Below are 25,227 nucleotides of genomic sequence, written 5' to 3' on the forward strand. Positions count from 1 at the left end.
TCAAATTGACATTATTTTCCCTTGATACGCCAAGGTTTAAACGTCAACCACAGCAGCAAACCGGGGACCTGCAATACAATCAAACAACCCATTGACCATTGATAGGCCACAATGGGATAGTGACCATCAACGCTTTGCCACTGACCAATCACAATACCCACTACCCACTGCACCACAAAAGCTAGTACAAATACCACCAAATTGAATGAAGAACTAACCCGACCTGCAAGATCAGGTGATACCGATTGTGCCACAATCGCATAATTCATGGTTGTTGATGTGCCAAAAAACGCAAAACCAGCAACCAGTAAATAAGGTGATATGTCCAAACCACTGATCATCAATATTTGAATAGCAACAAACATAGTGATACCACAACCACAGATCATTAACGGCTGAACACCATACCTACGTAGGAAATCGGCTAGCGAGCCAAAGCTCAATGAACCTGCCACCATAGCAACGGTGCCATACATCAACACATCTGCCATTGAAGCCACATCTAAGCCTCCCATATCTCGTAACCATGGGCCCATCCACAGTGATAATATTGCCATATACGTAGCATGAGCAAACACCGAATACACCACTAAACGCCAAAATGACCACGAACCATAAAGTCTCGCTACTTCTCTACTCATATCCACTAAACGTGTTTTTTTCTTGGGATAGTGGCCCGTCACACTAAAGTAAATAATGATACTGGCAGCAGCCGTTAAACCAGCGAGCATAAAAAATGCTTCGCGCCAGTCAAAAATACTCACCAACTGATGTAATGGTGTGGTTGAAGCCATCGCCCCAAGTCCACCAACCGCCAATAAGCATGCGGTACTTAAAGGTAAACGTTCGAGTGGCAACCAAATAGAACAAGCCTTAATCGCACTCATTAATGAACCTGCCACACCCAAACCAATTAAGCCTCGGCCAACCAACAAACCTAATTCAGATTGCGCCGTGGCAAAAACAAGTGACCCAATGGCGGCAATAAATAACATCGGACTTTGCACCGCCCTTGGGCCGTAGCGGTCAAGCAAAACCCCTAGCGGTAACTGCGCAGCGGCAAAAGTGAGAAAATAAATGCTGGTCATTAAACCTAAACTGCTCGCAGGCAAAGATAAATCGTGCGATAAATCACCATATATCACTGTATTAATGGTTCTAAATAAATATGAAATAAAGTGCCCCAATCCAAAAGGCACTAAAATCGTTAAAAAGAGCATCGTAAAGTTTTTTTTCCTTGCTTTACTGCCATCACAGGTTAAATTTTCACTGTTACTCATATTGTTCACTACTTACCGGCTTGTTATTATCGCTGATGATCATCGAAGTTCTTATCTCTGCGCAAAATTTACCGCGCTTATCAGCAAACCACAAAGCATTTGGATCTGGCAACATCTCAGAAACGCGAATAACCTTGGCTTTTTTTAGTGCACTGACCAAAGCATCCAATGATAACGGATTATCAAAATCAACAAAAAACGGTTTCGGTTCACTGTCACATTTGACAAATATCCAGCGCGGCATTTGGTATTTATCTTTCCACAAGCGCCACTGGACAAATAACCCCAGCTCATCCTTACTCGACACCGGCCAGTCACTTGACTCAAAAGACCAAGTGCGGCGCTTGTATATCGAGCGATTAAATAAGATCCGACGACACTCATGACGCGGGATAATATCACCAGCCAAGTCAAATAATAATTGATGCAACTGTGTATTGTGAACACAAAGCAAATCTTCGTTAAAATAGCCTAATCGGTCAGTCACTCGTAACCTGCCATCAACCAGTACTATCTGAGCTCGCCCGGCAGAAAATTGGTTAGCAAGTGCCACGCAACCACCGCCAGTAGGCAAAATCAATTGTTGATAATTGTTAATAATCGGCCAATCAATGTGAGAACGCTGATAACTGGTTGGCGTATCTGCAAGTATCAATCGTGGTGAGCTGAATAATGACTTAACCTCAGCATTAATCTGCTGGTTAAATGGGCTAAAATGTGCCGCGACTGGCTGGCTTAAGGTATGAACCGCCGGGTGAACCTCTCCGATGATTAAATGATAATCGCCTGCATTTAATGCCTCTTGACTGCTAGCTGATAACATAAAATCAGGTGAGTGAAAGGCATCACCAAACACCTCAAAGTGCTGGGCATCTGGGCAAGATTCATTTAAATAACTCATTAATACAGTAAAATCATCACTCGTGAGTTGTATTTCGGCACTGTCAACTGCGTTTTCATTTTTAGCGTCAACAGTAGTCAGAATTTCCCCCCAACTTTGCTGTAATACCGTGGTAATACGAGTCTGAACTTGTTGCCCAATGTCATCCTGCAACGGTTTAAGTGCATTAAGAAAGGTCAAAATATTGAGTTCATCAGTGTCATATTCGCTGCAACACTGTGACCATACACCTAACCAATGCTGATGCAATTCATAAGCAGTCACCCTAGTTAACCATTGATAAAGTAATATTAACGGCGTAAAATCTTCCTCGATATGTTTTTTTATCGTTTGATTAAACGACACCTGTGTATCACGTGAACAATCTTCATAAACCGGATATCGGCCAACATACATTTCACCACTTGAACGGCTTAATGAAACATTTGCCGCGCTAAGCAGGTTATTCAAATTAACCAGCGCAATTTGACGTTGTTCTAATGAACCCGATGCGTAAGCTTCACGCTGTGATTCAAGTTCAGTAAAGGTATTAAGCCATTGTTGAGTAAAGTCAGTCGGTAATTTCGCGTCAACAAGTTTATCCGCCAATGCTTTAAGCGGATTTTCGACTCTCGGTGACAAGACAAATCCAATTTTAATAATGCCGGCATCAATCAACCTTTTAAGCGCTACATCATTGTCAATCATTAGCTTTGCTAACAAGGAATCACAATTGTAAACATGCGCATGGTGCTGTAACAACCGTACGATATTAAGCATATCACCGCTGAGTTGGCGTGATTTTTCTAGCGGATAAAACAACACGTCATCGACCAGCACACACCCGGTATTAAGCATCAATGGCACTTTATTGGCATCAGGGCATTGTTCATTTAATTGTCCGATAATGCGCTGAATCACCCAGCTTTCAAAAAATGTTTTTCTTGATCTGAGCCAATTTCCCTCAGCATGGTTCACCTCAACTAATGCATCTTGATCGGCTAAAAATTGACCCCAAGTAATTGGGCCGAAAAAGCTACAAGTATCATTTTTGGTGCAAAATCGTTGGGCATAACTCCAGCCTAAACGGATTTTTTGTTTTTTACGGCTATCGTTAAATCCTGCTCGTCCTTCAACCAGAGACTTAATTCGTTTACAGGCTTCAGGATTAGAAATAAACAAAGCTTCGCTAATCTCTGGCTGGTCAAGAAAATCAATCAATCGCTGCCGAGTTTGTTCAGTATATTTAGAAAAATCGCTATCTAGATCGATTTTCATTTTTGCTAATGTGGTTTGCAATTGATTCAGTTGCTCTGTTGCATCGCCTAACTTTCCCCGAAGCTCGACGGGTAACACACGGATACTAAGCTGTTCCCCATCGTTTAATTTACGCAAAAAATTACGGCTGCTTTGCTCCCCAAATTCAATTAGCTGAGTCTTTAAATTAGCTTTAATGGTTTGAGCTTGTCCGACAAGCATATAATAATCATTGAAATGTGGTAAATTGGGCAAATCAGTCAAACTGATCAGTTCTTCAATTTCAAAACCTGTTGAGCGTAACCAAAAATAATCAGAACATTTCATGAGTGATTTTCCCGGCGTTTTAATGCATTAAGGCTGATCAACTTATCTAACACTTGTAAAGATTGTGCATCGAGTTGGCGACAATCGTGTGGTGGCGCTGCGATAAGTTCAACGCTTTTTTGATTAATTAAGCTGTATTTGTGTCTAGACGTTAATGTAGGTAGCACCACCAAATAGTTTTCAGTCACCGAATCCAATTCGGTTTTACCTAAATCGCTTTTGCGTCTCAGCCAATCAGAAAGGCGATGTTTACTTTGATAGACCATCGACATATTTGTGGTGATAATATCACCTTCGGCACTTGGGTCATCCCCAGGTACACCATCGCGCAATGACAAATAAAGATCAACAGACTTCTCTTCTAAACCCAGTAAATCGATGGTGATATCGTTCAAATCCAACGCTTGTTGCTCTTTGGTTAACCAAATAATCACATCTTTACAATAGGTATAAACATAGGGGCCGTAATCACGCCATTCAGACGCTCGAAGAAATTTTTTAGAAAACTCAGTCAAGTCGACCTGCTGAGCAATCAATGCCCGCAAAGATAAAGGCGCTCCTGTTTCCAACGCATTGACAAATGAATTAACCAATCTAAATTGATAGTTTTCGACAAACCATTTGGCTTCATCATAACCGTCCGCGTAAGCCTCAATTACTTCAATTTCTTCTGCACTGAAACCGTCAAGTTTACTGGATAAATTGCCTTTATTTACCAGTATGGTTGCTTGCAATGCCTCATCACGTAAAATTCTACGCCAGGTATTCCAAACGATATTAGCTTTCATTATTCAGCCCCCTTTTTTTGACGCCATTGCGCGATCCCATATCGCTTGCGCACGCTTAACATCAGCTGTAATCATATTTTCATCCTGCTCACCCATCACCCGAGTTAATTTGTGATGTGCTTGTCCCTGATATTCTAAAATAATCGCGGCGGGTGTAGCTCTTTGCAATAACTCTTCGTACAAGTCCCATACAGGTTCGGGCACTTGAGAATCATGCCAGTCATGATAGATACCCTCCGCCCAACTTCCCCCAGCCAAATGCACTGCAATAACCTTATCTAGAGGGATTGTGTCAAGGTAATCTTGCAAATCATAGTTGGGTAAATTAACAGAATTAGTATAAATGTTATGTAAATCTAAATGTAAAAACGTTCCTGAACGGTCGACCATACGTGCCAAAAATTCAGCCTCTTTCATTTCAGCGCCTGGACAAGGTAAATAATAAGCCGCATTTTCATGAGCTAAAGGCATACCGTAAATGTCTTGTAATTGCGCTGCACGATCAGCACAGCGAACAACTTCATCATGAGAAAATTGGATTGGACTACTCCAAATATCCAACCACGATTCATCGCCATAAAAACAATGATTTGCGACCCATGGACTGTTGATCATTTTGGCCAGAGGCACGTGTCTTTTCACAGCAGCGGTGGTATGTAATGGACTGAAACCAAAGTCACATCCATAGTTTGAATGCCCTAACAAAGTGAACCTTTCACCCAGTTTGCTGATCAGTTCAGTAATACCTGGTTTGATGATCTGAGGACCATCCATCGGAGCCATGATATTGTCGAGTAAAATTTCTAGTAAATCGACTTTCAGAGATTCAAACGGGAACCAGTCAAGAATTTCAGGGTTATATTGAATACCAACGCCAATAGGCGATGGTTTTGTGATTATGGACATGCAGCTATCCTATCCTATTTTATTTTAAATAATGCCCTTCTTCCAGGGCATTATGAAATTAAGCAAAAACTTTACTTTCAATCACTTCAATATCGTCTAATTCGAACTCTTCAAAAGCATCAACCGCAGGTGTAGTTTCAACTGCTGCTTCAGTGGATGATGTATTGTTTACTTGTTCTTCGTTTTTCATTGTATCTCCTTAGTTTTAGTTTAAAATTTATTGTGGTGATTTTGTTACAATAGTGAATCAACCGATAACTCTTTTAACCATTAACGCAACACCCCACCAGGCCAATATCCACCCGATAAACGTTGCAACACAGACCGACCAATACAGTAGAGCTTCATTTTCAATCACTTCAGGGGCTCTACCGCGTAATTTATCGCGACAATATTTTACCGAACGCTGACGTAATCTGGGTTGCTCAAAGTATTCGGTTAGTGCTAAATAAGTATCGCCATTAAAAATAGGTAATAGTGTTGGGATAAGTGACAAACTCGAAGCCACAACCATCACCACCGCCATTGAGTTTATGGCCGTATTAGGTTCTGACAAACGCCAAATTAAAATACCCACTGCCGCGTACAGTAAACTGGCAATCGGTCCCATTAATATTGTTATTGCCCGTTGTCCGTCGGTCAGTTTGGACCAATTTTTTTGCACTGGTCTTACCCAGCCAGTAGCGAGTAATAAGTAAACGCCAATACCAAAATCATTGACTTTAACTTTGTAGTGACGGCAACTTAATGCATGTCCAAGTTCGTGAAAGGCTATTGACGTTAAAATGACCGGATAATGCCAAATTAACCATGACAAACTGTCGGAGTATATGTTTTCCACATCTCGGGTGAAGTGACCCCACTGGGAAAACAATTCAACAAATGCCCAGCATATGCACACCATAACCACTACAAAAAAACTTTTACTGCACAACCAAGAGGCGCGGTTATAAATACTGTTCAGTATGGGTTCTGGGTTCATCTGAATCAGGTTAATCAAAAAATAACGTTTAAGTGGACCATAAGTAATGCCTGTTGCAGGATCACGAGTTAATCCTGATTGCTGTCCTTCAATAACCAATATGCCCAAATGGACTAATTTATGTTGAAAGGCCTTAAGCTTAGCTTCACTAACGTTGATTCTTAGTTGCTCTTTGGCACATTGGCTAATGTCAGTAAACGATCGTTGGCCATTAAATAATTGGGCTAAAGTAAATTCGATACGGCCAAGTTCAAAACTAATGTCATTATTCGGATCGTGGATACTGATTTTACTGTGAGGGCTATCATCTGTAGGCCCACAGCTTAAATCAGTCCGATAAGTGGCAAATGGCTGATCAAATTCAGCCTTATTTAAATTCAGCTCAATTTCAATATTCATCAGTTGATACTCATTGCTTCTAACTGTGGTTGTACAGTTGTCTTAAAATTATTGTGGCTAAAGTTAGACGCATGGGTTATGTCACGTTCATCCACCATATCGACCGCTTTGGCCAATACAAATATAGCTCCTGGTCGGGTCGGTCCACAGATGGGATCATCTGTGGTATATACTGGTTGCCAACCATGTTTTAACATTAACAACTCAATCGTATGTGAGCTGAGATAACGACGATGGTTATGGGTCAAAAAACCCAGTTGAATGCCGTAACCCAAAGCTCGACCTTCGATTAGCAAGTGGCCACCAGGGTTAATAATCTGACGGCACTTTTTCATCACTTGATTAACGTCATAAACATGTTCAAGTGAGCCATTAATAATGATCAAATCAGCTTCACTACTTTCTGGTGTCATTTGTTCAGCGCTGATAGATTCAATATCCAGCCCTATCTCTTTACCATATTTGGCATAAGCTAAATCGGGGTCATTGCCTTGAACATTCCAACCATTTTTAGCAAAAGGGATCATCAAACCGCCTGCAGAACAACCCACATCAACCAGTTTACCCTTTTGGGTCAACCACGGTTGTAAACTATTAAATAAGAAGTAACCTCTTTTTACCTGATCCATAAAAAACTGTTTGTCGGGTTCGCTTTGCCCAAATAGGTTTAAGCGATAAAACTTATTGTAATAATCTTGGTAAAAAGACGCCTCAAAAACATATTTTTGATAAACATGACCACATTTTTCACAGCCTAACACCGGTAAACCAACCGGTTTATTGTCTGGACCAAGTACCGATTCAAGCAAGGTTGAATGTTGATCAAAACCACATATCTCGCAGTCAACGGCAACAAATTTATAGTCATCAGCCATGCCTAATAAAGACAAATAGATTGAAATTTCATTATTTTTCATCACGACTTCTTATTTTATGCAGAAAAAACCTTCAAAGCAGATATGCTTAAATACAGAGGTTATATCGGTAAATCCAGCACGATTTAACATATCAAGATTACCCTCGGTAGAAAATGGCTCCAGAACCCCCTTCAATGAGCGGGTTTTTGCTAATATCTCATGGGGTTGGTAACCTTGTTCAAGTTTGTAATCAACATATAAACTGCTCATGATGTCTTGAAATCGAGCATCTGGACTGCGTACTTTTTCAAATAACACAAATGCTCCGCCCCAGTTTAGTGACTCATATATCTTGGTAAAAAGTTCTTGGCGTACCCGAGGTGGAATAAACTGGACAGTGTAATAAGCCACAATAAAGTCGCTTTTCTCGTAAGGATAATGAACAATATCATCCGTCACAAACGAGATATCTTTGTTGTCGGCAGTCAAAAATTGATTTGCTTGTATCGTCATGTCATCTTCAATGTCGATACCAACCCACTTAACACTGTCTGGATGTCTTTGCGCGAGTTTTTTAGTTAACATGCCTGTAGAACTACCCAACTCATAAGCAGTTGAATTGGCTTTAATAAAAAAGTCGCTTAAACGTAAAACAATATCGTGCCCATCATCATATTTAGGCACTGATTTTGATACGTGAGCATCAAATTTTTTTGGCGTACTGCCGCCAAAAGTCCATGCTGCATTGGTTGATTCTATACCATCACCAACACCATTATTTTTTGGAGTTTTTATCGCCGAATCCGTCATTTTATTCCTCTTAAAATATAAATAATAAAAACCTATTTCGAACAAATCCAATTGAATGATATCGATAATCTGCCGATGATTCTAATCAATACACAAGAATAAACGCGAGTATGCATTCCTGTATTCTAATAACATAACTTCGTTCCTAAGAGACCTAAACTAACAGCTAAGTAAGAGTGAAATGTAAATGCAACCAATTGTTTCATAATAGTTTATTTTTAATGTGCACATAAAAATGAAGCCTGGTTAGTTTACATGAATATTGCATTTATGCAACATAAATGCAACAAGTTATTGTATTGAGGTACTTTTATATCTTAATAAATACATACTTGTTCTAACTAATGTGACTGTCAGAAGCAGAAATACTATTCAGGGGTGGTAGCGAATGATGCTGTATTGTATGTCATTGTAAAACTAACTCACTGTTTGGTGGGGGGGGGCACGACTCCTTAATACTAAGTAATCAATCAATAGCATCACAGTTTTGGTAGTGTCAGATTGGAGTTTTAACCATTAATTATTAATCGAAACATCAGTCATCTTTATGGGAATATTTTATCAATTTGAGATTTTATGGTAAACGATCTCCAGTATTATTGACTATTTTGATAAATGTTCGATGGATTAATTATCGAATAATTTAACAGAATACTTTAACAATCAGATGCAAATATATTCATGAATTGTAGTTCTTCACGAAAAAATAATCCTAACCTCCTTTATTCCGGCATCAAATGATTAGTTGCGCAAGTATTTTTAATGCATGGTGCTCTGCTATGAAAATAACAATATCGCCCCAATGACTCTGGCAATAAACGGGCGAGTAACAAGTTGATAAAATTAGTGTTGTGTTTACTATTGGGAATTAAATGGCAGTCTAAATCCTGAAATAAAGTGGTAGTTTATTTCAGGGTTTAATAAAAAAGGTATTTATCGAATAAATTCGACTCACTTGCTGAGCTGATGGCTAATAAATTTGTTTAACATATATGTATTGATGCGGCGTAAGCAATGGAATGGACACCGCCTCACCCTTTCGCGCTGTTGATTATGGTGTAGGCTGTAAGCAGGTGAATTTTATTTATCATAGGTGACATATTATGAAAAATATAATTAGAGTTGGTGTTGATTTGGCAAAAAACGTGTTTCATATTCATGCTATTGATGAGAATGAAACAATAGTTTGGCAAGGAAAATACAATCGCACCACTTGGTTGAAGGCGATTGTGAAACGAGTACCAACAACCGCGGTAATCGGCATGGAAGCTTGTGGTTCAGCTAATTATTGGGCAAGAGAGCTCACAGCACTTGGTTACAGTGTTAAATTAATAGCCGCTCAATTTGTTAAACCTTATGTTAAAACAAACAAAAATGACAAAGTTGACGCTGAAGCCATTTGTGAAGCAATCAGCCGACCTAATATGCGCTTTGTTAATATAAAAACAGTTGAGCAACAAGATATTCAATCTAAGCATCGTGTTCGTGAAGAATTAATTTGCCACAGAACTGCAAAATCAAACCAAATCAGAGGGCTCGTCAGTGAATACGGCATTGTAGCGCCTATTGGTATCGCTTATTTACGAAAAGCGATACCAATGTGGTTAGAAGAATCCGACAACGGTTTAACATTTGATTTTAGGGCTTTGTTGCTCACGCTCCAGGAAGATTTAATTCTTGTAGATGAAAGAATTGATTTACTGACAGCACAAATTAAAAATAATGTTGCAACTAATCCCATAGGAAAAAAGTTGATGAAAATTATCGGGATTGGTCCTTTGGTCTGTAGTGCATTGTTAATGGCACTTGGTGATGGTAAGCACTTTAAGAAAGGCAGAGATTTTGCAGCATCTTTAGGCTTGGTTCCTAGGCAATACAGCACAGGTGGGCGTGCTAATTTACTCGGCATTAGTAAGCGAGGTGATGGTTATTTAAGAAAATTATTAGTTCATGGCGCTAGAGCAGCTTTTCGTCATGTCAAAGATAAGACAGACCCTTTAAGTTTATGGATAAAACACTTGAGTGAAAAAAAACACCCTAATGTTGTTATCGTTGCACTTGCTAACAAATTAGCACGAATTTCATGGGCGTTAGTTGCTAACGACACCGAATACACAGAAACATTGGCCGCTGGTTGATTGTATTAAAATAATTTTCATATTCGAAGTTGTAGGTAATACTTAGGTTACAAATAGTAAGCACATTATTTAAAAATTGCAAAAGTAAAAGAGAGATGGAAAATAGGTTAAACCATCACTAGAAAAACCCTAACTGAGCGAAGAGTTAATAACTCGTGTAAGCGATTGGGATCTAGTGTGCGAATGAAGCCATTGAGGTTCGATGCTAAATAAAAGCATTATTTAAGAAACCGAATACACGTGAGCAGTCATACCTTCATTTTCATTGAAATTTTACTTGCAATAGAGGTTGTGTCCATACACGCTCAGTTAACCACTCATACTGACATTACCTAATGGTTATCAATTTTCGTTTCCAGCATCACTGGAACCGAGTAAATTACAGCAATTTTTAAGCGTGGTCTAGGGAGAACTGGAGTATTTCATCTGCCTTGTATTTGGACAATTATAGCGAATTCGAACAACATCTAAACAATCAGTGAGGGAGGGAATAATTCTTTATTGGTATGCGGCTCGATTGATTGGTTAAACGTCGCCCTGAGGGGTTGTTTGAGTGCTTAGAATGACGATTTTAACGATTTTAAACCATTGATTATAAAGGTTTGTTTTAATTTCAATCTTTAGTGTAGGTGATAACCTTCTGGTTTATTCAACATGAGGGGGGGGATGTCAGATAATTACGAAGTGTTTAATCAAGTGGATTTTTCTAATCAGGATTTGAGTGAATCTCATTTTAAGCGTTGTAAATTTTATAGATGCGATTTTGGTCGTGCGGATCTAAGAGAGGCACAGTTTGTTGATTGTATCTTCATAGAGCAAGGTGGTATTGAGGGTTGTCATTTTGATTATAGCGATCTACGCGATTCATCTTTTAAGAACTGCCAACTATCAATGTCTAACTTCACTGGCGCGAAATGTTTTGGGATTGAATTTAAGGATTGCGATTTAAAGGGTGAGCTTACGACAAGATAGCTCAACTTAACGTACAAATTTTGATTTACTTACTGCATCCCAAATTAGAGTAAGTAATATGACAAATCAAGACAAACTCAGCAGCCTTGCATCTGAATTTCAACAATGGCGCTTGACCCGACAATATCCCAGAGAAAAAACACCTCAGCAGTTGAAAGATAAAACCGTTGCACTGGCTCAATATTATTCATCGAGCCAAATTAAAACCGCATTAAACATTGCCGATTCAACCTTTCACCATTGGTGTAAACAAGCGACTTCCGTCAAAAAACCTAGCGAATTCATTGCTGTCCCTGACGAGCTGAATGCCAGTTCGGATGAGTTTAATATTACGCTCACTTGTAAAAATGGTAACCGGTTACAACTTTCTGGCCCGCTCTCGCCTGCGTTACTTGCCGTTATCACGGGGGCGCTGCTGGTATGATATTACTGACCGCGAATACGCCTATCTTACTGGCTATTCAACCCGCCGATTTTCGCTGTGGCATTGACGGATTTGTGGCGATTTGTCGTCGACAACTCGACCAAGACCCGCGTTCCGGCATTTTGTTTGTCTTTATTAACCGTAATAAAACCATGATCCGGGCATTAAGCTATGACGGGTCTGGTTTTTGGTTAATGACCAAACGATTATCAAAGGGCAAATTTTCCAACTGGCCAACCGCCAAGGAAGCCATCACCTCCATGCAGGCTAAGCATCTGCGACGGTTATTATCAGCGGCTCCGGTGGTACAAGTGGCATAAAATGCGATGTGATTCACAATATTACATTAATATCGCAGGATCTAAACGATCATGTTGACCGATCCTTTATGCCTGCAATAATCCATATTCGCTTAATTATAGACGAGCACACTGGACACTTATGTTGACTCAATCATTCACCGATATTGATAATGACGCACTCGATGCCTTAATTGAACGCGTGACAGAAGCCAAAGAGCATGAACTGGCGTTAAGCTCGGCTGATTGTCAGCTATTGCTTAATGCCTTGATGACACTGGCTAATTTGCAAGAAAACATCGCCAGTAAAGATGTGACGATACACAAATTGAAAAAACTCGTCGGTATCGTTAAATCGTCAGAAAAACTGGGGGCACTCATCAGTCAGCAAGGCGTTGCCGCAAAAGGTAAAAAAGCCCAACATAAACAAATCAAGCGCACTAAACCCAAGACCCAAAAAGTCAAACCGACAATCATTCACCACGCCTTAACAGTGCTGACCAAGGGTGAATTATGTCCTGAATGCGACTTGGGGAAACTCACCAAGTATGAACCAGCAAGCTTCTTGCGGATCACAGGGCAAAGCCCTTTTGTGCCAGAGCAACACATCATGGAACGACTACGTTGTAATGCCTGCGGTGCTTATTTTACCGCGCCACTGGCTGAAAACGTACAGGCCGATGGGCATGCCAAACAAAAATACGGCTACAGCGCACGCAGCTTAATGGCGATCAACAAATATTACGCAGGCACACCGTTTTATCGCCAAGGCAGTTTGCAAAACATCTTAGGCGTACCTATTACCGCGTCATCTATCTTCGATCAAACCGAATATGTGGCCAACGCCATTTGGCCTGTATTTAAGCACTTGAGAACAATTGCAGGCAATGCCAAGCATTATTATATTGATGACACCACACACCGTATTCTCGACCAAACCGCCATCATTAAAAAACAACGTAATAGCGATAAAGAACGTGTTAGAACTGGAGTTTATAGCTCGGGCATGATAGCAACCACTACCGCAGATCAAAAAATAGTGTTGTTCGAAACTAACATAGGTCACGCGGGTGAATTTATCGATAGCGTGCTGTGTTTGCGAGACAAAACAAGTTCACCGCCCATTATCATGAGCGATGCACTGGCCAGCAACCGCCCCTCCGTTGATGTCGAATTTATCCAGTCCTTGTGTAACAGCCATGCTCGACGGCAATTTGTGGATGTGCTTAGCCATTTTCCCGATGAAGTTGCAGGTATTTTAGATCGTTATGGCGAGATCTGGCATATTGATAATCTGGCAACAGAAAAACAGCTCAATAGTGAACAGCGGCAAGCTTATCATGATGAAAATTCGCGACCAATCATGGCTGAGATCCGCGCGTGGGGTCGCCAGCACTTAAGCGATGGCAGTGTTGAGGAAAACAGTGGGCTTGGCAAAGCGATCCGTTATTTTGATAAACATTACGCAGGCTTAACGTGTTTCTGCACGGTGCCAGGGGCGCAATTAGATAATAATTTAATGGAGGCTGAATTAAAATTGGTGGTCAGGGATAGAAAAAATGCGATGTTCCACAAAACGCTGTCTGGAGCCAGTATCGGTGATGTTATCACCTCAATCATAGCCACAGCCAGCTGGGCCGGCACTAATATTTTTGATTATTTAAATACGCTGCAACGAGAACAAGAAGCGGTGAAGTTGGCACCTGAAAATTATCTGCCTTGGAATTACCAGTAAAATAAACCATCATCCCGGCATATCTGCCGGGACTTGCCAAATTTCCTTAAGTCAAACTATATTGTCGTAAGCTCACGATTGTATCTTCATAGAGCAAGGTGGTATTGAGGGTTGTCATTTTGATTATAGCGATCTACGCGATTCATCTTTTAAGAACTGCCAACTATCAATGTCTAACTTCACTGGCGCGAAATGTTTTGGGATTGAATTTAAGGATTGCGATTTAAAGGGGGCGAATTTCATATTAGCTACTTTCTCAAATCAAGTAAGTAATAGAATGTATTTCTGCTCGGCATATATTACGGGATGTAACTTATCCTACGTAAATTTTGAACGACAATGTATAGAGAAATGTGATCTATTTGAAAACAAATGGATTGGCGCGAATCTACAAGGCGCTTCTTTAAAAGAGTCTGATTTAAGTCGGGGTCATTTTCAGAAGATTCTTGGAGTCAGTTTCACATGCAGGGTTGTAACTTAAGTCACTCGGACTTGAATGGTTTAGACCCTCGAAAAGTGGACCTCGATGGTGTGAAAATTTGCGCTTGGCAACAGGAACAGTTGCTTGAACAACTCGGACTCATTATTTTACGAGATTAGCCATATTATTATATGTTTAGTGGTTCTGTGAATCTGGCTTCCTCGTTGGAGGCTTTGTTGATTTTGGGGAATCTTTATTTCAGAGTAAATATGATATGAACATCTTGTTATGCCTGTTATACGTAGGATTGCAATAGTCAAAAAACTGATATATTTATGGCATTAACTTCCTTGCGTGGATAAAACTCAGTTTACACTTAACACAATGCGACTTCGGCATTTTTTGGGCTTACGAGAATATACTTTCATTACCACTTTAGTGTCTACATTTACCAACTAAGATCAACGCATCTCCAATCCGTCCATCTTAACGCTCGACATTAAATTACTGCCAAGGCTAAAATAGCCTTATCTTTGTTTTAAACAGATTCTTCTTTATTAAGGTATTACCATGAACGTTTATCAGTGTTGTGACAAAATCCGTGAACTGTATTCATTAATTGGCAGTGGTGATCAGGGTTATATTCCAAAAGCGATTGGCTGTGCGATTAAAGCATTAAACGATATTGCTGGTGACGAGTCTTTGCCTGCCGATATTCGTGATAACGCGGCCTTTGCAGCAGCAAACTTACTTATCTCAGACTTTGAAGATTAGCGATTAAAAACAAAAGGTGAGCATGATAATAAAATCAATGCTCATCTTTGTTAGCTTAAATACGCAATTCTAGACCTATGTCAAAACAACCATATATTGAAATAAAAAAAACAAGCATACATTGATATTACCGATATAAGTACGAGCGTTATATAGCCATGAAAATAGATATTTTTGGTTGACGTTATCTTGTACGGAATTTCGTCTAAGAAACAATTATGGTAATTAAGTGAGCTGATGACAGTATGAAAAAAACGATTAATTATTTGATTGGGTTATTAATGCTGGTGCTTATTCAGGCATGCAGCTCTACCGCAGAACATCAGTCCCAAGCAAATATCAAAGACCCTGCGATATTTGGACATTATACCTACGGACATGAGGTTAATAGTTTTCGACCTTGCAGAACAAAACAAGATTTTTGGGTTATAGGATCCAATGATATTCTTGAGCTTATGGCTAAAAAATATAGTGCGCTGGCAACGAAACCCTATGATGAAGTCTTCGTTGAAATAACGGGTGATGTTGAAAGTAAAGCCAGTGATGGTTTTGCCATGGATTACGATGGACAAATTCGTGTAACGAAATTAGTTCTAATGAAGAAAAAACATGCGACTGATTGTGAATAGCTAATGTCGCAAGCAAGTGTCGCAATACAAAAAGGCGAGCACGATAATGGACATGTCCACATCAATGCTCGCCTTTGTATATTTTAGGCCAAGCTCTTTCCAATGCATCAAGTCCATCAAATGGTTCCTGCATTCCTTGAATTGAGAGTAATTGTTTTTGGGTGTCTGGATGAAATCTCAAGGCAGTATGTCAATGAGTGAAATTGACGTTATTGAGCATCCAATTTTCACGAACGTAAATTATCCGAAAAAGGGTTTAGATTCTTAATCGGCATTTCAGAAGCCCATATGCAACGTTAGTTTAAAGTAGCAACGGGACTATCGGTTGGTCATTATATTCGTAACCGCCGTTTAAGTCGTGCAGCAATCGATAATACTACGACCGATAAACGTATTATTGATGTAGCGATGGATTTTGATTTTTGCAGGTCATTTATTTTCGCTATTTTGTGGCTGTCTTCAGTGCAACCTTGTTTCCAATAACTACTGATATAAATATCGTTTTTAGCGACTTCTTTTTCATTGCGGAAATAGGTGCGAAGTCCTTTCATTTGATCGAACTCACTCGCACTCCACACTGCTACTCGACCAGGCTTCCAGGGTTGAGCACGTACTAAATCGACAAGGTCATTTCTCTGGTAATTGAGACTCTCTGACTTAATATGCCAAATTACCTCAATACCTTGTGGTTTAATTAATGCTTGCTTGTCTAACTCGTGATTAATTTCAATAACGGCATAACCCGTTGCGCTAAATGGAAGCGCTTCTAATTTTTCAGATAAAGCCGGTAATGCGGTCATATCTGCTACTAGAAAGAACCAATCTGCATCGCTTGCTAAGCCTTTGATGTAGCCCGGACCAACGATTGAAATTTGACTACCAACCTTTGCTTGTTGTGACCAATTAGATGCAAAACCACCATTTTCAAAATTTACACTATCCGCTATGTGATGACGTACAAAATCAATATCAAATTCATTCTGCGCTTGTCTTAAGTTACGAATGGTATAAGTGCGCATCTTAGGGCGAGTATTCTCTGCAATAGCTGAGATGTCTGTTCCACCATTATCATTAAACAAGAGTTTAATATAGCCGCCATTACTGTCAGTTTCAAAATCAGAAATATCATCTGCTTTAAAGGTAATTCGCTGCATATTTTGGGTTAACAGGACATTATTAATAACCGTTAATAGGCGTGATGTTGGTTTACTCATAGAAGGTTTCCTTTATCTTCGATTATTTTCACTGGCTACTATTTTAATTTGAAATGGTATTTATTATTGACCGTAGTACATGCAAATACGTTGCCCATTTATCACATGAATATTAAACTCAGTTTCATAAAGTTCTGACAGTACCTCTTTTTTGATCACTTCAGCCACCGTACCATTTGCAACCACCTTACCTTTTTTTAGCGCAATAATATTGTCAGAATAACAGGAAGCAAAGTTAATATCATGGATCACAATCACTACCGCTTTATCTAATTCATGAGCCAGTGTTTTTAAGTTTTTCATAATTTGCAATGAGTGTTTAATATCAAGATTATTAAGTGGTTCATCTAAAAACACATAATCGGTGTCCTGTGCAACCACCATTGCAATAAAGGCCAATTGACGTTGACCGCCACTTAATTGATCAAGGAACTTATTTTGGATGGCAGCTAAATCAAGATAGTTAATCGATTTATCAATCATTTCATTATCAAAATTGGTTAACTTACCTTGGCTATAAGGGAATCGCCCAAAAGCGACTAATTCACGTACGGTAAAACGCATATTAATATTGTTAGATTGACGTAATACCGATAGTTTTTTGGCTAAGGCTTTACTATCCCAATCCCAAACGTCTTGATTTTCAATTAATACACTACCGCTATCTTTTTTTAATAAACGGCTAGCCATTGATAATACTGTACTTTTACCTGCACCGTTGGGGCCAATAATCGATGTTACTTCCCCCTTAATAAATGAGCCGGAGACTTGATCAACGACTTTTTGTTGACCAAATGATTTAGATATTTTCTGCAATGAAATCATAGGATTCTCTATTGTATTTTTTGTCTAACAAGCAGTGATAAGAAATATAAACCACCGAGAAAATTAATCACAACACTTAAGGTAGTTTCAAATTTAAAGATATTCTCAATCACCCATTGTCCAGATAACAACATCGACATTGCTATTAAGCTACTGCCCAGTAATAAGGTTTTATGGCGGTAAGTATGAAAGAACTCTTTTGCTAAATTAGCCACCAATAAACCAAAGAACATCACGGGGCCGACTAATGCCGTCGACACAGAGATAAGGATCGCTACTAAGATAAGTACTTTTTTAGTTACTTTGCCGGTATCAACTCCTAAGCTCGTTGCGTTATCATTATCAAGCCAAAACACATCTAGTAGATTAGACATACGAAATAGTAATACACTAATCAATAACAACGGGATCACGCAGTAATACACTAGCTGTTGATTAATGTTATTAAAGCTAGCAAACATGCTACTTTGGATAACAGAAAATTCGTTTGGATCAACTAACATGATAAAAAAAGATGAAATATTCGAAAATAACTGCCCGAATATGACACCCAGTAAAAGTAGCGTAATCACATTGCTGTTGTTGTTCTTAAAATAAAAGCCAAACAATAACAGTGAGAAACCCACCATAATAGTCACTGACAACGCGAAGTTCACAAATGGGTTTAATAGGAAAACGCTGAAGCTACCAAAAATCACAACGACTAATACTTGCGTTAATAAATACAGAGCATCAAAACCCATAATGCTTGGCGTTAAAATTCGATTATGGGTAATGGTTTGAAATACTAATGATGATTGAGCAATCGCAATGCTGGCCAAAATCATGGCTAAGACTTTAGGTATGCGTCGTGATAAAAAGTATTCATAGTTTGAGGCATCTAAGCCAATACCAATAAATAGAAAAATAAACACAGCAGTGATTATTGCCAACCCTGTTAATTTAACCGAATCAGACATTTTGCTTTCCTTTCACGATAAAGAAAATAAACACCACGCCACCAAGAATGCTAATGATCATAGATATTGGGATTTCATAGGGGAAGATGATGACACGTCCGAGAACATCACAAAACAAGATTAGAATCGCACCAACTACAGCGGTTAAGGGAATATTTTTACGTAGATTATCGCCATAAAATTGTGTGACTAAGTTAGGCACAATTAAACCAAGAAACGGGAGCTGACCAACAATCATGACCACACTTGCCGACATAATTGATACCAACATTATGCCAATAAATAATGTTTTCTTATAGTTGAGACCAATATTGGTGGCGAAGTCTTTGCCCATACCTACCGCAGACAAGCGAGTCGCATACCAGTAACTTATAACAGAGATAGGCAAGGCGATATAAAGAAGCTCGTAATCGCCTTGTAGAGTATTGGCAAAATTTGCGACTGTCCAACCAGAAAGGTTTTGCAAGGCATCATACTTATAAGCCAAGAAGGTTGCAGCAGACGATACTACATTACCAAAAATGATCCCCACTAAGGGAACAAAAATAGCGTTCTTAAATTGGATGCGATGGATAAATCGAATGAAAATCAGGGTGCCTGCAATGGAAGTGCCAAAAATCAATAGCAAGTTGTCGCCATGACCAAAGATAACTAAGCTCAGTACATAACCTAACATGGCACATTCAATGGTACCGGATGTAGAAGGGGCTGCAAATCGGTTCTGGCTGATCTGTTGCATGATCAAACCAGCGATACTCAGCCCTGCACCGGATAATAAAATAGCTAATAATCGAGGTAAGCGACTAACTAATAAAAGCTCTAATGCCTCAGTATTACCACGAAAAATAGCCGATAATGATAAATCGGCTACACCAATAAAGACAGATGTAATACTCAGTATTACCAGAGAAAATAATAACTTTTTCAAAACAAACCTCAGCCTATCTGATCGGTATCAGCTTATGAATGGCTAATACCGTTCGGCTTTATTGATAATTAATCTAAAAAATTAATGGAATTAATTAAGATGAATAGCCTGCTTGATATCAGCAATCATTTGATCAGTTGCGGTAACGCCAGCAATTGCTAAGTACCATGCGCTTAGATCTAGGTAGGTGATTTTGTTATTTTTATAAGCATCGGTGGATTTCACTAGTGGATTATCAAACGCTTGTCTGGTGCTATTGTCATCTTTATTCAGTAATTTATCCCTATCAACGATCAGTAAATTGGTTGGGTTTATGTTACGAATATATTCATAGGAAACTAAATTTCCATGAGTTGACTCTTTGATTCCTTCAGCCGCTTCTTTAAAACCAAAATCGTTGTAAATAGCGGAGAATCGAGATTGCGAACCAAATGTCGTAATGTTGCCACCAGAACTCATGACGGTAAGTGCTGCAGCATTATTTTTTTGATTATAGCTTTTTATTTTATTGATCTGCTGATCAACACTTGCAATCTTCTCTTCTACTTTTCCTTTAATATCAAACACTTCACCTATAACACGCCATTGCATTTTAGTACTTTCCCAATATGCTTGTGAATCAACGGCAAAAACTATCGTAGGCGCAATCTTAGATAGCTCTTTATAAGATGTCATAGCACGAGGACCAATGATGATTAAATCCGGTTTTTGCATATAAATCGTTTCAAAATCAGGCTCATGCAGACTGCCAGAGGAAGCAAACTGGTTACCCTTATATTTAGCTAAATAGTCCGGTAGCATAGGTGCCTTTGTTACCGCTACAGGTGTGATCCCAAAATAATCAATGGCATCGAGTACACCCATTCCGGTTACAACGACACGTTCAGGATTAGTTTCAAGGGTTGTATCCCCTAATGCGTGAGAAACCGTAATGGTTTCAGCCTGGACAAAGCTAGAAACAACCAAACTAAGTAACATTATAGCGATACTTTTATTCATTTATTTAACACTCCAGATTAATATTTTCATCATTCTCATTGAGAGTAACTATAATGAAAACTATTATCATTCGCAATAGTGAAAGGTGAATTAAATCTAAGTGTCTGTATTATTTCAATAACTTTCATGGAAACTCAATTTCAGTTGCTTTGTGGTGAAAAAATTTGATCATAAATTGTTATGAAATTCGAGACCTACAATTCAATATTTCTCCCAATTTGTGCAGATTCGCCAAACTAAAACACAATTATTTCAATTGTATAGATTAGATATCCCCAGAACACTCTATTGTAAATGATTATCATTATCAGTTAAACTGAGAGGTAGAGCGGAAGACTACAACTCTACTTAGGAAGTCTAAATTATGAATAATGGAATATTGACTATGGAATTTAAATTATCATTACTTGCATTAGCGATTGCAGGAACTCTTGCCTCTCCCATCGCCCTAGCGGAAAAATCAGAATCAGATTCTTCACAGAAAAATCAGGATGCTGAAGTGTTCGTTGTTGTTGGCGAACTGACTAACTTCGCAGTGACTTACACTGAATTAGAAAAATATCAGGCACAAGACCTTGAAGATATTTTTAAAACAGACCCATCTGTTTCGGTTGGTGGCTCAATAGGAGTTGCACAAAAGGTCTACGTAAGGGGGTTAGAGGATACCTACCTTAACGTTACTGTGGATGGCGCACCGCAAACGAGTACCTTATTTCACCACACTGGACGTTTATCTATAGATCCATACCTGTTAAAAACAGTTGAAGTTCAAGCGGGCGCAGGTGAAGCAACAAGTGGTTTTGGCGCACTCGGTGGTGCTATTCGATTCAAAACAAAAAGTGCTCATGACTTATTAGCGCCAGGAGAAAGTTTCGGTGGCTCCGTTAGTGCGGGTTACTTTAGCAACAATGGATATAAAACAAGTGCCAGTTTATACGGTGAGATAAATGAAAACTGGGGGGTTCTAGGTTCATTTGTCGTGAGCAGCAATGATAATATGGAAGACGGAAATGGCGACGAAATTTATGGTAGTGGCTCTGATCGAATGCTTGGCTTTATAAAAGTTGACGGTAATATTACTGATAACCAGACGTTAAGCCTAAGCTATGAAAATCGTAATGAAGATGGGGAGTTTGGTCAACGCCCGAACTGGCCAACATTAGAAAATGATCCGCTATATCCATTAGAAATGCAACGACACACATTTACGGCTAACCATACCCTTAGCCAGAGTGAGCTTTTGAACCTCGAGAATACACTTTATTACACTCAGGCAGATATCACTCAAGATGGTCCATGGGGGGAATATAATGGTGAAGTTAACACTCTTGGGTTTGATGTACGTAATACCAGTAATCTAAGCCAGCATACCGTCACCTATGGGGTTGCGTACCGAGCCGATGAAGCAGCTGCGAAATCTCTTGAATCCGGCGCTGCCCCTGCGGTAACAGAAGAGGGAGATGTATTTGGTTTATATGTTCAAGACCATTGGCAAATTACAGAGGCGATACTATTAAGCTTCGGTACTCGTTATGATTATTATAAAATGGAACAACTATCTACTGGTACCAAAATAGACAGCGACGGTTTTAGCTCTAATATTGGTTTTAACTATCAATTTTTTGATGACTGGAGACTGAATGCCGGATATGCGCAAGCCTTACGTGGTAAACAAGTTGGTGATACTTTCACAATTAGCTCATATACAATCAACCCAGATTTAAAAGAAGAAACATCTGAAAATGCCGAGGTCGGTATAGAGTATCAACGTGATAGTTGGTTAGCGTCTGCAACTGTTTTCCAAAGTACCATTGATGATGTCATTGATGTAGAAAGTGGCCAGTATGAAAATGTTGGCCAGCTAAAAACGAAAGGTTACGAGTTCAAAGCGACATATTGGTATGAAGACTTAACCGCTATCGCAAGTTTTAGCAGTGTAGATGCTAAGTTGAATGGTCAAGCACTTAATGGATATGATCATATTGGTATAGGAAACTCACGAGGTGATACCTTTGGTCTAAACCTTACTTATGATGTTAATCCAGATCTAGAGTTTGGCTGGAACTATGTCTACGTTGCTGATCTAAATAATGTAGACGTAATAAACGATTATGTAGCTCCAGGTACATCCATTGATAAGCCGGGATACCAAGTACATGATATCTTCGTGCAGTGGTACCCATTAGGTAGCCAAGATCTAAATGTTAATCTTACTGTCAGCAATTTATTCAACGAATACTATCGTGATCATTCTAGTATAGGTGACTACACTGATATTCCTGGTTTTGGAAGGGTGTCCGGCGTTTACGCTGCAGGCCGAGACGTACGCTTAGGGGTTAATTATAGTTTCTAGTTAAGGTTTTTTTAAGTTGCTTTAGAGCAAATTAATTCCGTTAATTTAATGATCAAATATTACACAGAAAAAAGAAGCTAGTTCCAACGCGGAAATAGTTTATTTTAACAAGTAACATTGATTAGTTAGTTATCGGAGTTAATGGTATTGGCTATGTCCCAATTAACTGTGTCTGTGATAGTAACAGGCTATTTTCATTGGGATTACTGTTAGATCCGACATTCCGCACCCTATTATAGGTATTAATTATCGCTTTTTAACGACACGTTCAATGCAAATGTAGACATGATGTATTTGTGAATGTTGATGTTATACATAAATTGCTAAATCCCGCGTGAAATAAAAAAAAGCTTGACGGCGATCCCCATATTTGATCTATTAGTTATCTTTGGGCGATGAAAATTATGACCATATCATATTCAACAAAGAGTCTTGATCACCTCGGTTTAGTTTCAGGCATGTGCAAAGATATTGGTATCGCCAAGTTTATTGATGACGCACATCCCGAACAAAGTAAGGATAAGCACATTTCATACGGGCAACTCGTAGAAGCCATGATTTTAAATGGACTCGGTTTTGTTGGTAGAACATTGCATATGTATCCTGAATATTTTGCAGAACGGCCTGTCGAACGCCTTCTTGGTAAGGGTGTAAAAGCGGAGCATATTAATGACGATGCACTCGGTCGCTGTCTTGACCAACTCTATGAAACTGGCGTTTCCGAGCTATTTCAAGGACTGTCCGCCCGTACAATTTCACATTTAAAGCTTCCGTGTGAAGGGCTTAATCTGGACTCCACAAGCATTCATGTTGATGGTGAATATAAAGACGAAGACGGTAATGCAGCCATTCAACTAGTGCGAGGCTACAGCCGTGATCATCGCCCTGAATTGAATCAGGTGGTGTTAAACCTGATCACTGAAAATCAGGCCGGTATCCCCGTCTACATGCAGGCGGCAAGTGGCAATATTAACGATAATGAAGGTTTTAAAAATATCGTTAAGCAACATGTTAAAAGTCTTAAAGCGGCCCATAACAACCGCTATTTCATTGGCGATGCTGCATTATATGTCGCCGAAACGATCCAATCTCTCGATGAACAAGGCCAATTATTCATATCGAGAGCGCCGCAAAAGTTAAAATTAGTCAAAGACGCCATATCAGAACAAAACAATTACCATTTCACTGAGTTAGGTAATGGCTACAGCGCAACCTGGATAGATTCAAACTACGGTGATGTTAAGCAGCGTTGGTTGTTAGTGTTCAGTGAACAAGCAAAAAAACGTGAACAACACACATTAGATAAACGTATGCTAAAAGACGCCACTGCGGCATTAAAATCACTGGAAAAACTCAGTAAACAACGTTTTGCTTGTCATGCTGACGCAATGAAAATGCTGAGTATCTGGATGAAATCTCAAGCCAGTATGTCAATGAGTGAAATTGACGTTATTGAGCATCCAATTTTCACTAAAAGTGGTCGACCTAAAACAGGTCAAGAGCCGGATGGTTATGAATATCAAGTAACCGGTTTGCTTGCTTCAAAATTAAATTTTCGCGAACGTAAATTATCCGAAAAAGGGTTATTCATGTTAGCGACAAATGATTGTAGCGATACGTTAACGATGAGCAAAATGCTTGAACTATATAAGTCACAGCAAAGTGTGGAAAAAGGGTTTAGATTCTTAAAAAGTCCTGATTTTTTAACATCGTCATTATATTTAAAAAAGGCAGAGCGGATTGAGGCATTGCTGATGATCATGACGTGTTGCTTGATGGTATACGCGGCACTTGAGCATAAGATCCGAGAGGAGTTGAGAACTAAAGACGTATATTTTCCCAATTTAAAATATAAGCCCTGTCAAAATCCTACCGCCCGTTGGGTTTTCTTTTGCTTTCAAGGTATCGACATTTTAACTATCTCAGAAGAGCAGCAATTAGTGCTGAATATTAAAGAGCGACATCGAATAATTATTGATTGTATGGGGCCGACATACCAACAAATTTATTCATAAAACGGGGTGCGGAATGTCGGTTAGATTCAAAAAACCTAAACCAACTTAAATAATTG

At 39.2% G+C, this 25,227-nt stretch carries 21 protein-coding genes and 2 pseudogenes; 10 read left to right on the forward strand and 13 right to left on the reverse strand.

Features of this window, described 5'->3' with window-relative positions; all coding sequences use genetic code 11:
- Nucleotides 1-11: 11 nt before the first annotated feature.
- The 8 genes from MORIYA_RS20290 to MORIYA_RS20320 are packed head-to-tail and all read right to left on the reverse strand — an operon-like array spanning nt 12 to nt 8,486.
- Complete coding sequence (locus tag MORIYA_RS20290; protein ID WP_112718208.1) at nt 12-1,280, reverse strand: MFS transporter; 1,269 nt, start codon at nt 1,278-1,280, stop codon at nt 12-14.
- A complete protein-coding gene (locus MORIYA_RS20295; RefSeq protein WP_112718210.1) occupies nt 1,273-3,744 on the reverse strand; it encodes a lantibiotic dehydratase in 2,472 nt (823 codons plus the stop codon). The genes MORIYA_RS20290 and MORIYA_RS20295 overlap by 8 nt, the downstream gene beginning before the upstream one ends.
- A complete protein-coding gene (locus MORIYA_RS20300; protein ID WP_112718212.1) occupies nt 3,741-4,532 on the reverse strand; it encodes a hypothetical protein in 792 nt (263 codons plus the stop codon). Before MORIYA_RS20300 ends, MORIYA_RS20295 begins: the two co-directional genes overlap by 4 nt.
- 3 nt (nt 4,533-4,535) lie before the next feature.
- Entirely contained in the window at nt 4,536-5,438 is a 903-nt protein-coding gene (locus MORIYA_RS20305; protein ID WP_112718214.1) for a DUF692 domain-containing protein, read from the reverse strand.
- A gap of 58 nt (nt 5,439-5,496) precedes the next feature.
- On the reverse strand, nt 5,497-5,628 hold the full coding sequence (gene tglA, locus MORIYA_RS21555) for a 3-thiaglutamate biosynthesis pearlin carrier peptide TglA (RefSeq protein WP_232011696.1): 132 nt from the start codon (nt 5,626-5,628) through the stop codon (nt 5,497-5,499).
- Nucleotides 5,629-5,685: 57 nt separating this feature from the next.
- Nucleotides 5,686-6,819 carry a M50 family metallopeptidase gene (locus tag MORIYA_RS20310; RefSeq protein ID WP_174216947.1) on the reverse strand — a complete coding sequence of 378 codons (1,134 nt, stop codon included), beginning with the start codon at nt 6,817-6,819 and terminating at the stop codon, nt 5,686-5,688.
- Nucleotides 6,819-7,736: a class I SAM-dependent methyltransferase gene (locus MORIYA_RS20315; RefSeq protein ID WP_112718216.1), complete on the reverse strand. Its 918-nt coding sequence runs from the start codon at nt 7,734-7,736 to the stop codon at nt 6,819-6,821. Before MORIYA_RS20315 ends, MORIYA_RS20310 begins: the two co-directional genes overlap by 1 nt.
- A 9-nt stretch (nt 7,737-7,745) precedes the next feature.
- A complete protein-coding gene (locus tag MORIYA_RS20320; RefSeq protein WP_112718218.1) occupies nt 7,746-8,486 on the reverse strand; it encodes a methyltransferase domain-containing protein in 741 nt (246 codons plus the stop codon).
- A 1,103-nt stretch (nt 8,487-9,589) separates the two neighbouring features.
- Between MORIYA_RS20320 and MORIYA_RS20325 the strand changes: the two genes are divergently transcribed.
- The 8 genes and pseudogenes from MORIYA_RS20325 to MORIYA_RS20360 all read left to right on the forward strand — a co-directional run bounded on the left by MORIYA_RS20325 (nt 9,590) and on the right by MORIYA_RS20360 (nt 15,878).
- Nucleotides 9,590-10,624, forward strand: coding sequence for an IS110 family RNA-guided transposase (locus MORIYA_RS20325; protein WP_112712331.1), 1,035 nt, complete (start codon nt 9,590-9,592; stop codon nt 10,622-10,624).
- 666 nt (nt 10,625-11,290) lie between these two features.
- Nucleotides 11,291-11,578, forward strand: a pseudogene (locus tag MORIYA_RS20330) (pentapeptide repeat-containing protein); the annotation flags it as partial.
- Between the two features lie 76 nt (nt 11,579-11,654).
- Nucleotides 11,655-12,020, forward strand: coding sequence for a hypothetical protein (locus tag MORIYA_RS20335; RefSeq protein WP_112713287.1), 366 nt, complete (start codon nt 11,655-11,657; stop codon nt 12,018-12,020).
- Nucleotides 12,017-12,340: an IS66 family insertion sequence element accessory protein TnpB gene (tnpB, locus tag MORIYA_RS20340; RefSeq protein WP_112718220.1), complete on the forward strand. Its 324-nt coding sequence runs from the start codon at nt 12,017-12,019 to the stop codon at nt 12,338-12,340. The genes MORIYA_RS20335 and tnpB overlap by 4 nt, the downstream gene beginning before the upstream one ends.
- 121 nt (nt 12,341-12,461) lie before the next feature.
- On the forward strand, nt 12,462-14,054 hold the full coding sequence (locus MORIYA_RS20345) for an IS66 family transposase (protein WP_112713283.1): 1,593 nt from the start codon (nt 12,462-12,464) through the stop codon (nt 14,052-14,054).
- Between the two features lie 76 nt (nt 14,055-14,130).
- Nucleotides 14,131-14,654 (forward strand): annotated as a pseudogene (locus MORIYA_RS20350) (Qnr family pentapeptide repeat protein); the annotation flags it as partial.
- 391 nt (nt 14,655-15,045) lie between these two features.
- Nucleotides 15,046-15,249: a YaeP family protein gene (locus MORIYA_RS20355; RefSeq protein ID WP_112718222.1), complete on the forward strand. Its 204-nt coding sequence runs from the start codon at nt 15,046-15,048 to the stop codon at nt 15,247-15,249.
- A gap of 245 nt (nt 15,250-15,494) precedes the next feature.
- Nucleotides 15,495-15,878, forward strand: a complete 384-nt coding sequence (locus MORIYA_RS20360; protein ID WP_112718224.1) for a hypothetical protein — start codon at nt 15,495-15,497, stop codon at nt 15,876-15,878.
- A gap of 332 nt (nt 15,879-16,210) precedes the next feature.
- On the opposite strand, the gene MORIYA_RS20365 is transcribed toward MORIYA_RS20360, so the two are convergent.
- The 5 genes from MORIYA_RS20365 to MORIYA_RS20385 all read right to left on the reverse strand — a co-directional run bounded on the left by MORIYA_RS20365 (nt 16,211) and on the right by MORIYA_RS20385 (nt 20,803).
- Entirely contained in the window at nt 16,211-17,092 is an 882-nt protein-coding gene (locus MORIYA_RS20365) for a siderophore-interacting protein (RefSeq protein WP_112718226.1), read from the reverse strand.
- A 63-nt stretch (nt 17,093-17,155) separates the two neighbouring features.
- Nucleotides 17,156-17,917: an iron ABC transporter ATP-binding protein gene (locus MORIYA_RS20370; RefSeq protein WP_112718228.1), complete on the reverse strand. Its 762-nt coding sequence runs from the start codon at nt 17,915-17,917 to the stop codon at nt 17,156-17,158.
- Nucleotides 17,918-17,925: 8 nt separating this feature from the next.
- The gene (locus MORIYA_RS20375; protein ID WP_112718230.1) at nt 17,926-18,876 is read right to left on the reverse strand and encodes an iron chelate uptake ABC transporter family permease subunit; all 951 of its coding nucleotides are present in this window, start codon (nt 18,874-18,876) and stop codon (nt 17,926-17,928) included.
- The gene (gene vctD / locus MORIYA_RS20380; protein WP_112718232.1) at nt 18,869-19,804 is read right to left on the reverse strand and encodes an iron chelate uptake ABC transporter permease subunit VctD; all 936 of its coding nucleotides are present in this window, start codon (nt 19,802-19,804) and stop codon (nt 18,869-18,871) included. Before vctD ends, MORIYA_RS20375 begins: the two co-directional genes overlap by 8 nt.
- A gap of 90 nt (nt 19,805-19,894) precedes the next feature.
- Nucleotides 19,895-20,803: a siderophore ABC transporter substrate-binding protein gene (locus tag MORIYA_RS20385; protein WP_112718234.1), complete on the reverse strand. Its 909-nt coding sequence runs from the start codon at nt 20,801-20,803 to the stop codon at nt 19,895-19,897.
- 385 nt (nt 20,804-21,188) lie between these two features.
- Here MORIYA_RS20385 and MORIYA_RS20390 point away from each other — a divergent pair, with 385 nt between their 5' ends.
- Together MORIYA_RS20390 and MORIYA_RS20395 are read left to right on the forward strand one after the other, a co-directional pair.
- Complete coding sequence (locus MORIYA_RS20390) at nt 21,189-23,156, forward strand: TonB-dependent receptor domain-containing protein (protein ID WP_112718236.1); 1,968 nt, start codon at nt 21,189-21,191, stop codon at nt 23,154-23,156.
- 395 nt (nt 23,157-23,551) lie between these two features.
- Nucleotides 23,552-25,171: an IS1634 family transposase gene (locus tag MORIYA_RS20395; protein ID WP_112713471.1), complete on the forward strand. Its 1,620-nt coding sequence runs from the start codon at nt 23,552-23,554 to the stop codon at nt 25,169-25,171.
- Nucleotides 25,172-25,227 lie beyond the last annotated feature (56 nt).

The organism is Moritella yayanosii (genome assembly GCF_900465055.1).
In the GTDB taxonomy this organism is placed as follows: Bacteria; Pseudomonadota; Gammaproteobacteria; order Enterobacterales; family Moritellaceae; genus Moritella; species Moritella yayanosii.

What these genes read in the sequence shown, in the direction of transcription:
- MORIYA_RS20290 (WP_112718208.1), bottom strand. Translation starts at nt 1,280, where the DNA reads ATGAGTAACAGTGAAAATTTAACCTGTGATGGCAGTAAAGCAAGGAAA.
- MORIYA_RS20295 (WP_112718210.1), bottom strand. Translation starts at nt 3,744, where the DNA reads ATGAAATGTTCTGATTATTTTTGGTTACGCTCAACAGGTTTTGAAATT.
- MORIYA_RS20300 (WP_112718212.1), bottom strand. Translation starts at nt 4,532, where the DNA reads ATGAAAGCTAATATCGTTTGGAATACCTGGCGTAGAATTTTACGTGAT.
- MORIYA_RS20305 (WP_112718214.1), bottom strand. Translation starts at nt 5,438, where the DNA reads ATGTCCATAATCACAAAACCATCGCCTATTGGCGTTGGTATTCAATAT.
- tglA (WP_232011696.1), bottom strand. Translation starts at nt 5,628, where the DNA reads ATGAAAAACGAAGAACAAGTAAACAATACATCATCCACTGAAGCAGCA.
- MORIYA_RS20310 (WP_174216947.1), bottom strand. Translation starts at nt 6,819, where the DNA reads ATGAATATTGAAATTGAGCTGAATTTAAATAAGGCTGAATTTGATCAG.
- MORIYA_RS20315 (WP_112718216.1), bottom strand. Translation starts at nt 7,736, where the DNA reads ATGAAAAATAATGAAATTTCAATCTATTTGTCTTTATTAGGCATGGCT.
- MORIYA_RS20320 (WP_112718218.1), bottom strand. Translation starts at nt 8,486, where the DNA reads ATGACGGATTCGGCGATAAAAACTCCAAAAAATAATGGTGTTGGTGAT.
- MORIYA_RS20325 (WP_112712331.1), top strand. Translation starts at nt 9,590, where the DNA reads ATGAAAAATATAATTAGAGTTGGTGTTGATTTGGCAAAAAACGTGTTT.
- MORIYA_RS20335 (WP_112713287.1), top strand. Translation starts at nt 11,655, where the DNA reads ATGACAAATCAAGACAAACTCAGCAGCCTTGCATCTGAATTTCAACAA.
- tnpB (WP_112718220.1), top strand. Translation starts at nt 12,017, where the DNA reads ATGATATTACTGACCGCGAATACGCCTATCTTACTGGCTATTCAACCC.
- MORIYA_RS20345 (WP_112713283.1), top strand. Translation starts at nt 12,462, where the DNA reads ATGTTGACTCAATCATTCACCGATATTGATAATGACGCACTCGATGCC.
- MORIYA_RS20355 (WP_112718222.1), top strand. Translation starts at nt 15,046, where the DNA reads ATGAACGTTTATCAGTGTTGTGACAAAATCCGTGAACTGTATTCATTA.
- MORIYA_RS20360 (WP_112718224.1), top strand. Translation starts at nt 15,495, where the DNA reads ATGAAAAAAACGATTAATTATTTGATTGGGTTATTAATGCTGGTGCTT.
- MORIYA_RS20365 (WP_112718226.1), bottom strand. Translation starts at nt 17,092, where the DNA reads ATGAGTAAACCAACATCACGCCTATTAACGGTTATTAATAATGTCCTG.
- MORIYA_RS20370 (WP_112718228.1), bottom strand. Translation starts at nt 17,917, where the DNA reads ATGATTTCATTGCAGAAAATATCTAAATCATTTGGTCAACAAAAAGTC.
- MORIYA_RS20375 (WP_112718230.1), bottom strand. Translation starts at nt 18,876, where the DNA reads ATGTCTGATTCGGTTAAATTAACAGGGTTGGCAATAATCACTGCTGTG.
- MORIYA_RS20385 (WP_112718234.1), bottom strand. Translation starts at nt 20,803, where the DNA reads ATGAATAAAAGTATCGCTATAATGTTACTTAGTTTGGTTGTTTCTAGC.
- MORIYA_RS20390 (WP_112718236.1), top strand. Translation starts at nt 21,189, where the DNA reads ATGGAATTTAAATTATCATTACTTGCATTAGCGATTGCAGGAACTCTT.
- MORIYA_RS20395 (WP_112713471.1), top strand. Translation starts at nt 23,552, where the DNA reads ATGAAAATTATGACCATATCATATTCAACAAAGAGTCTTGATCACCTC.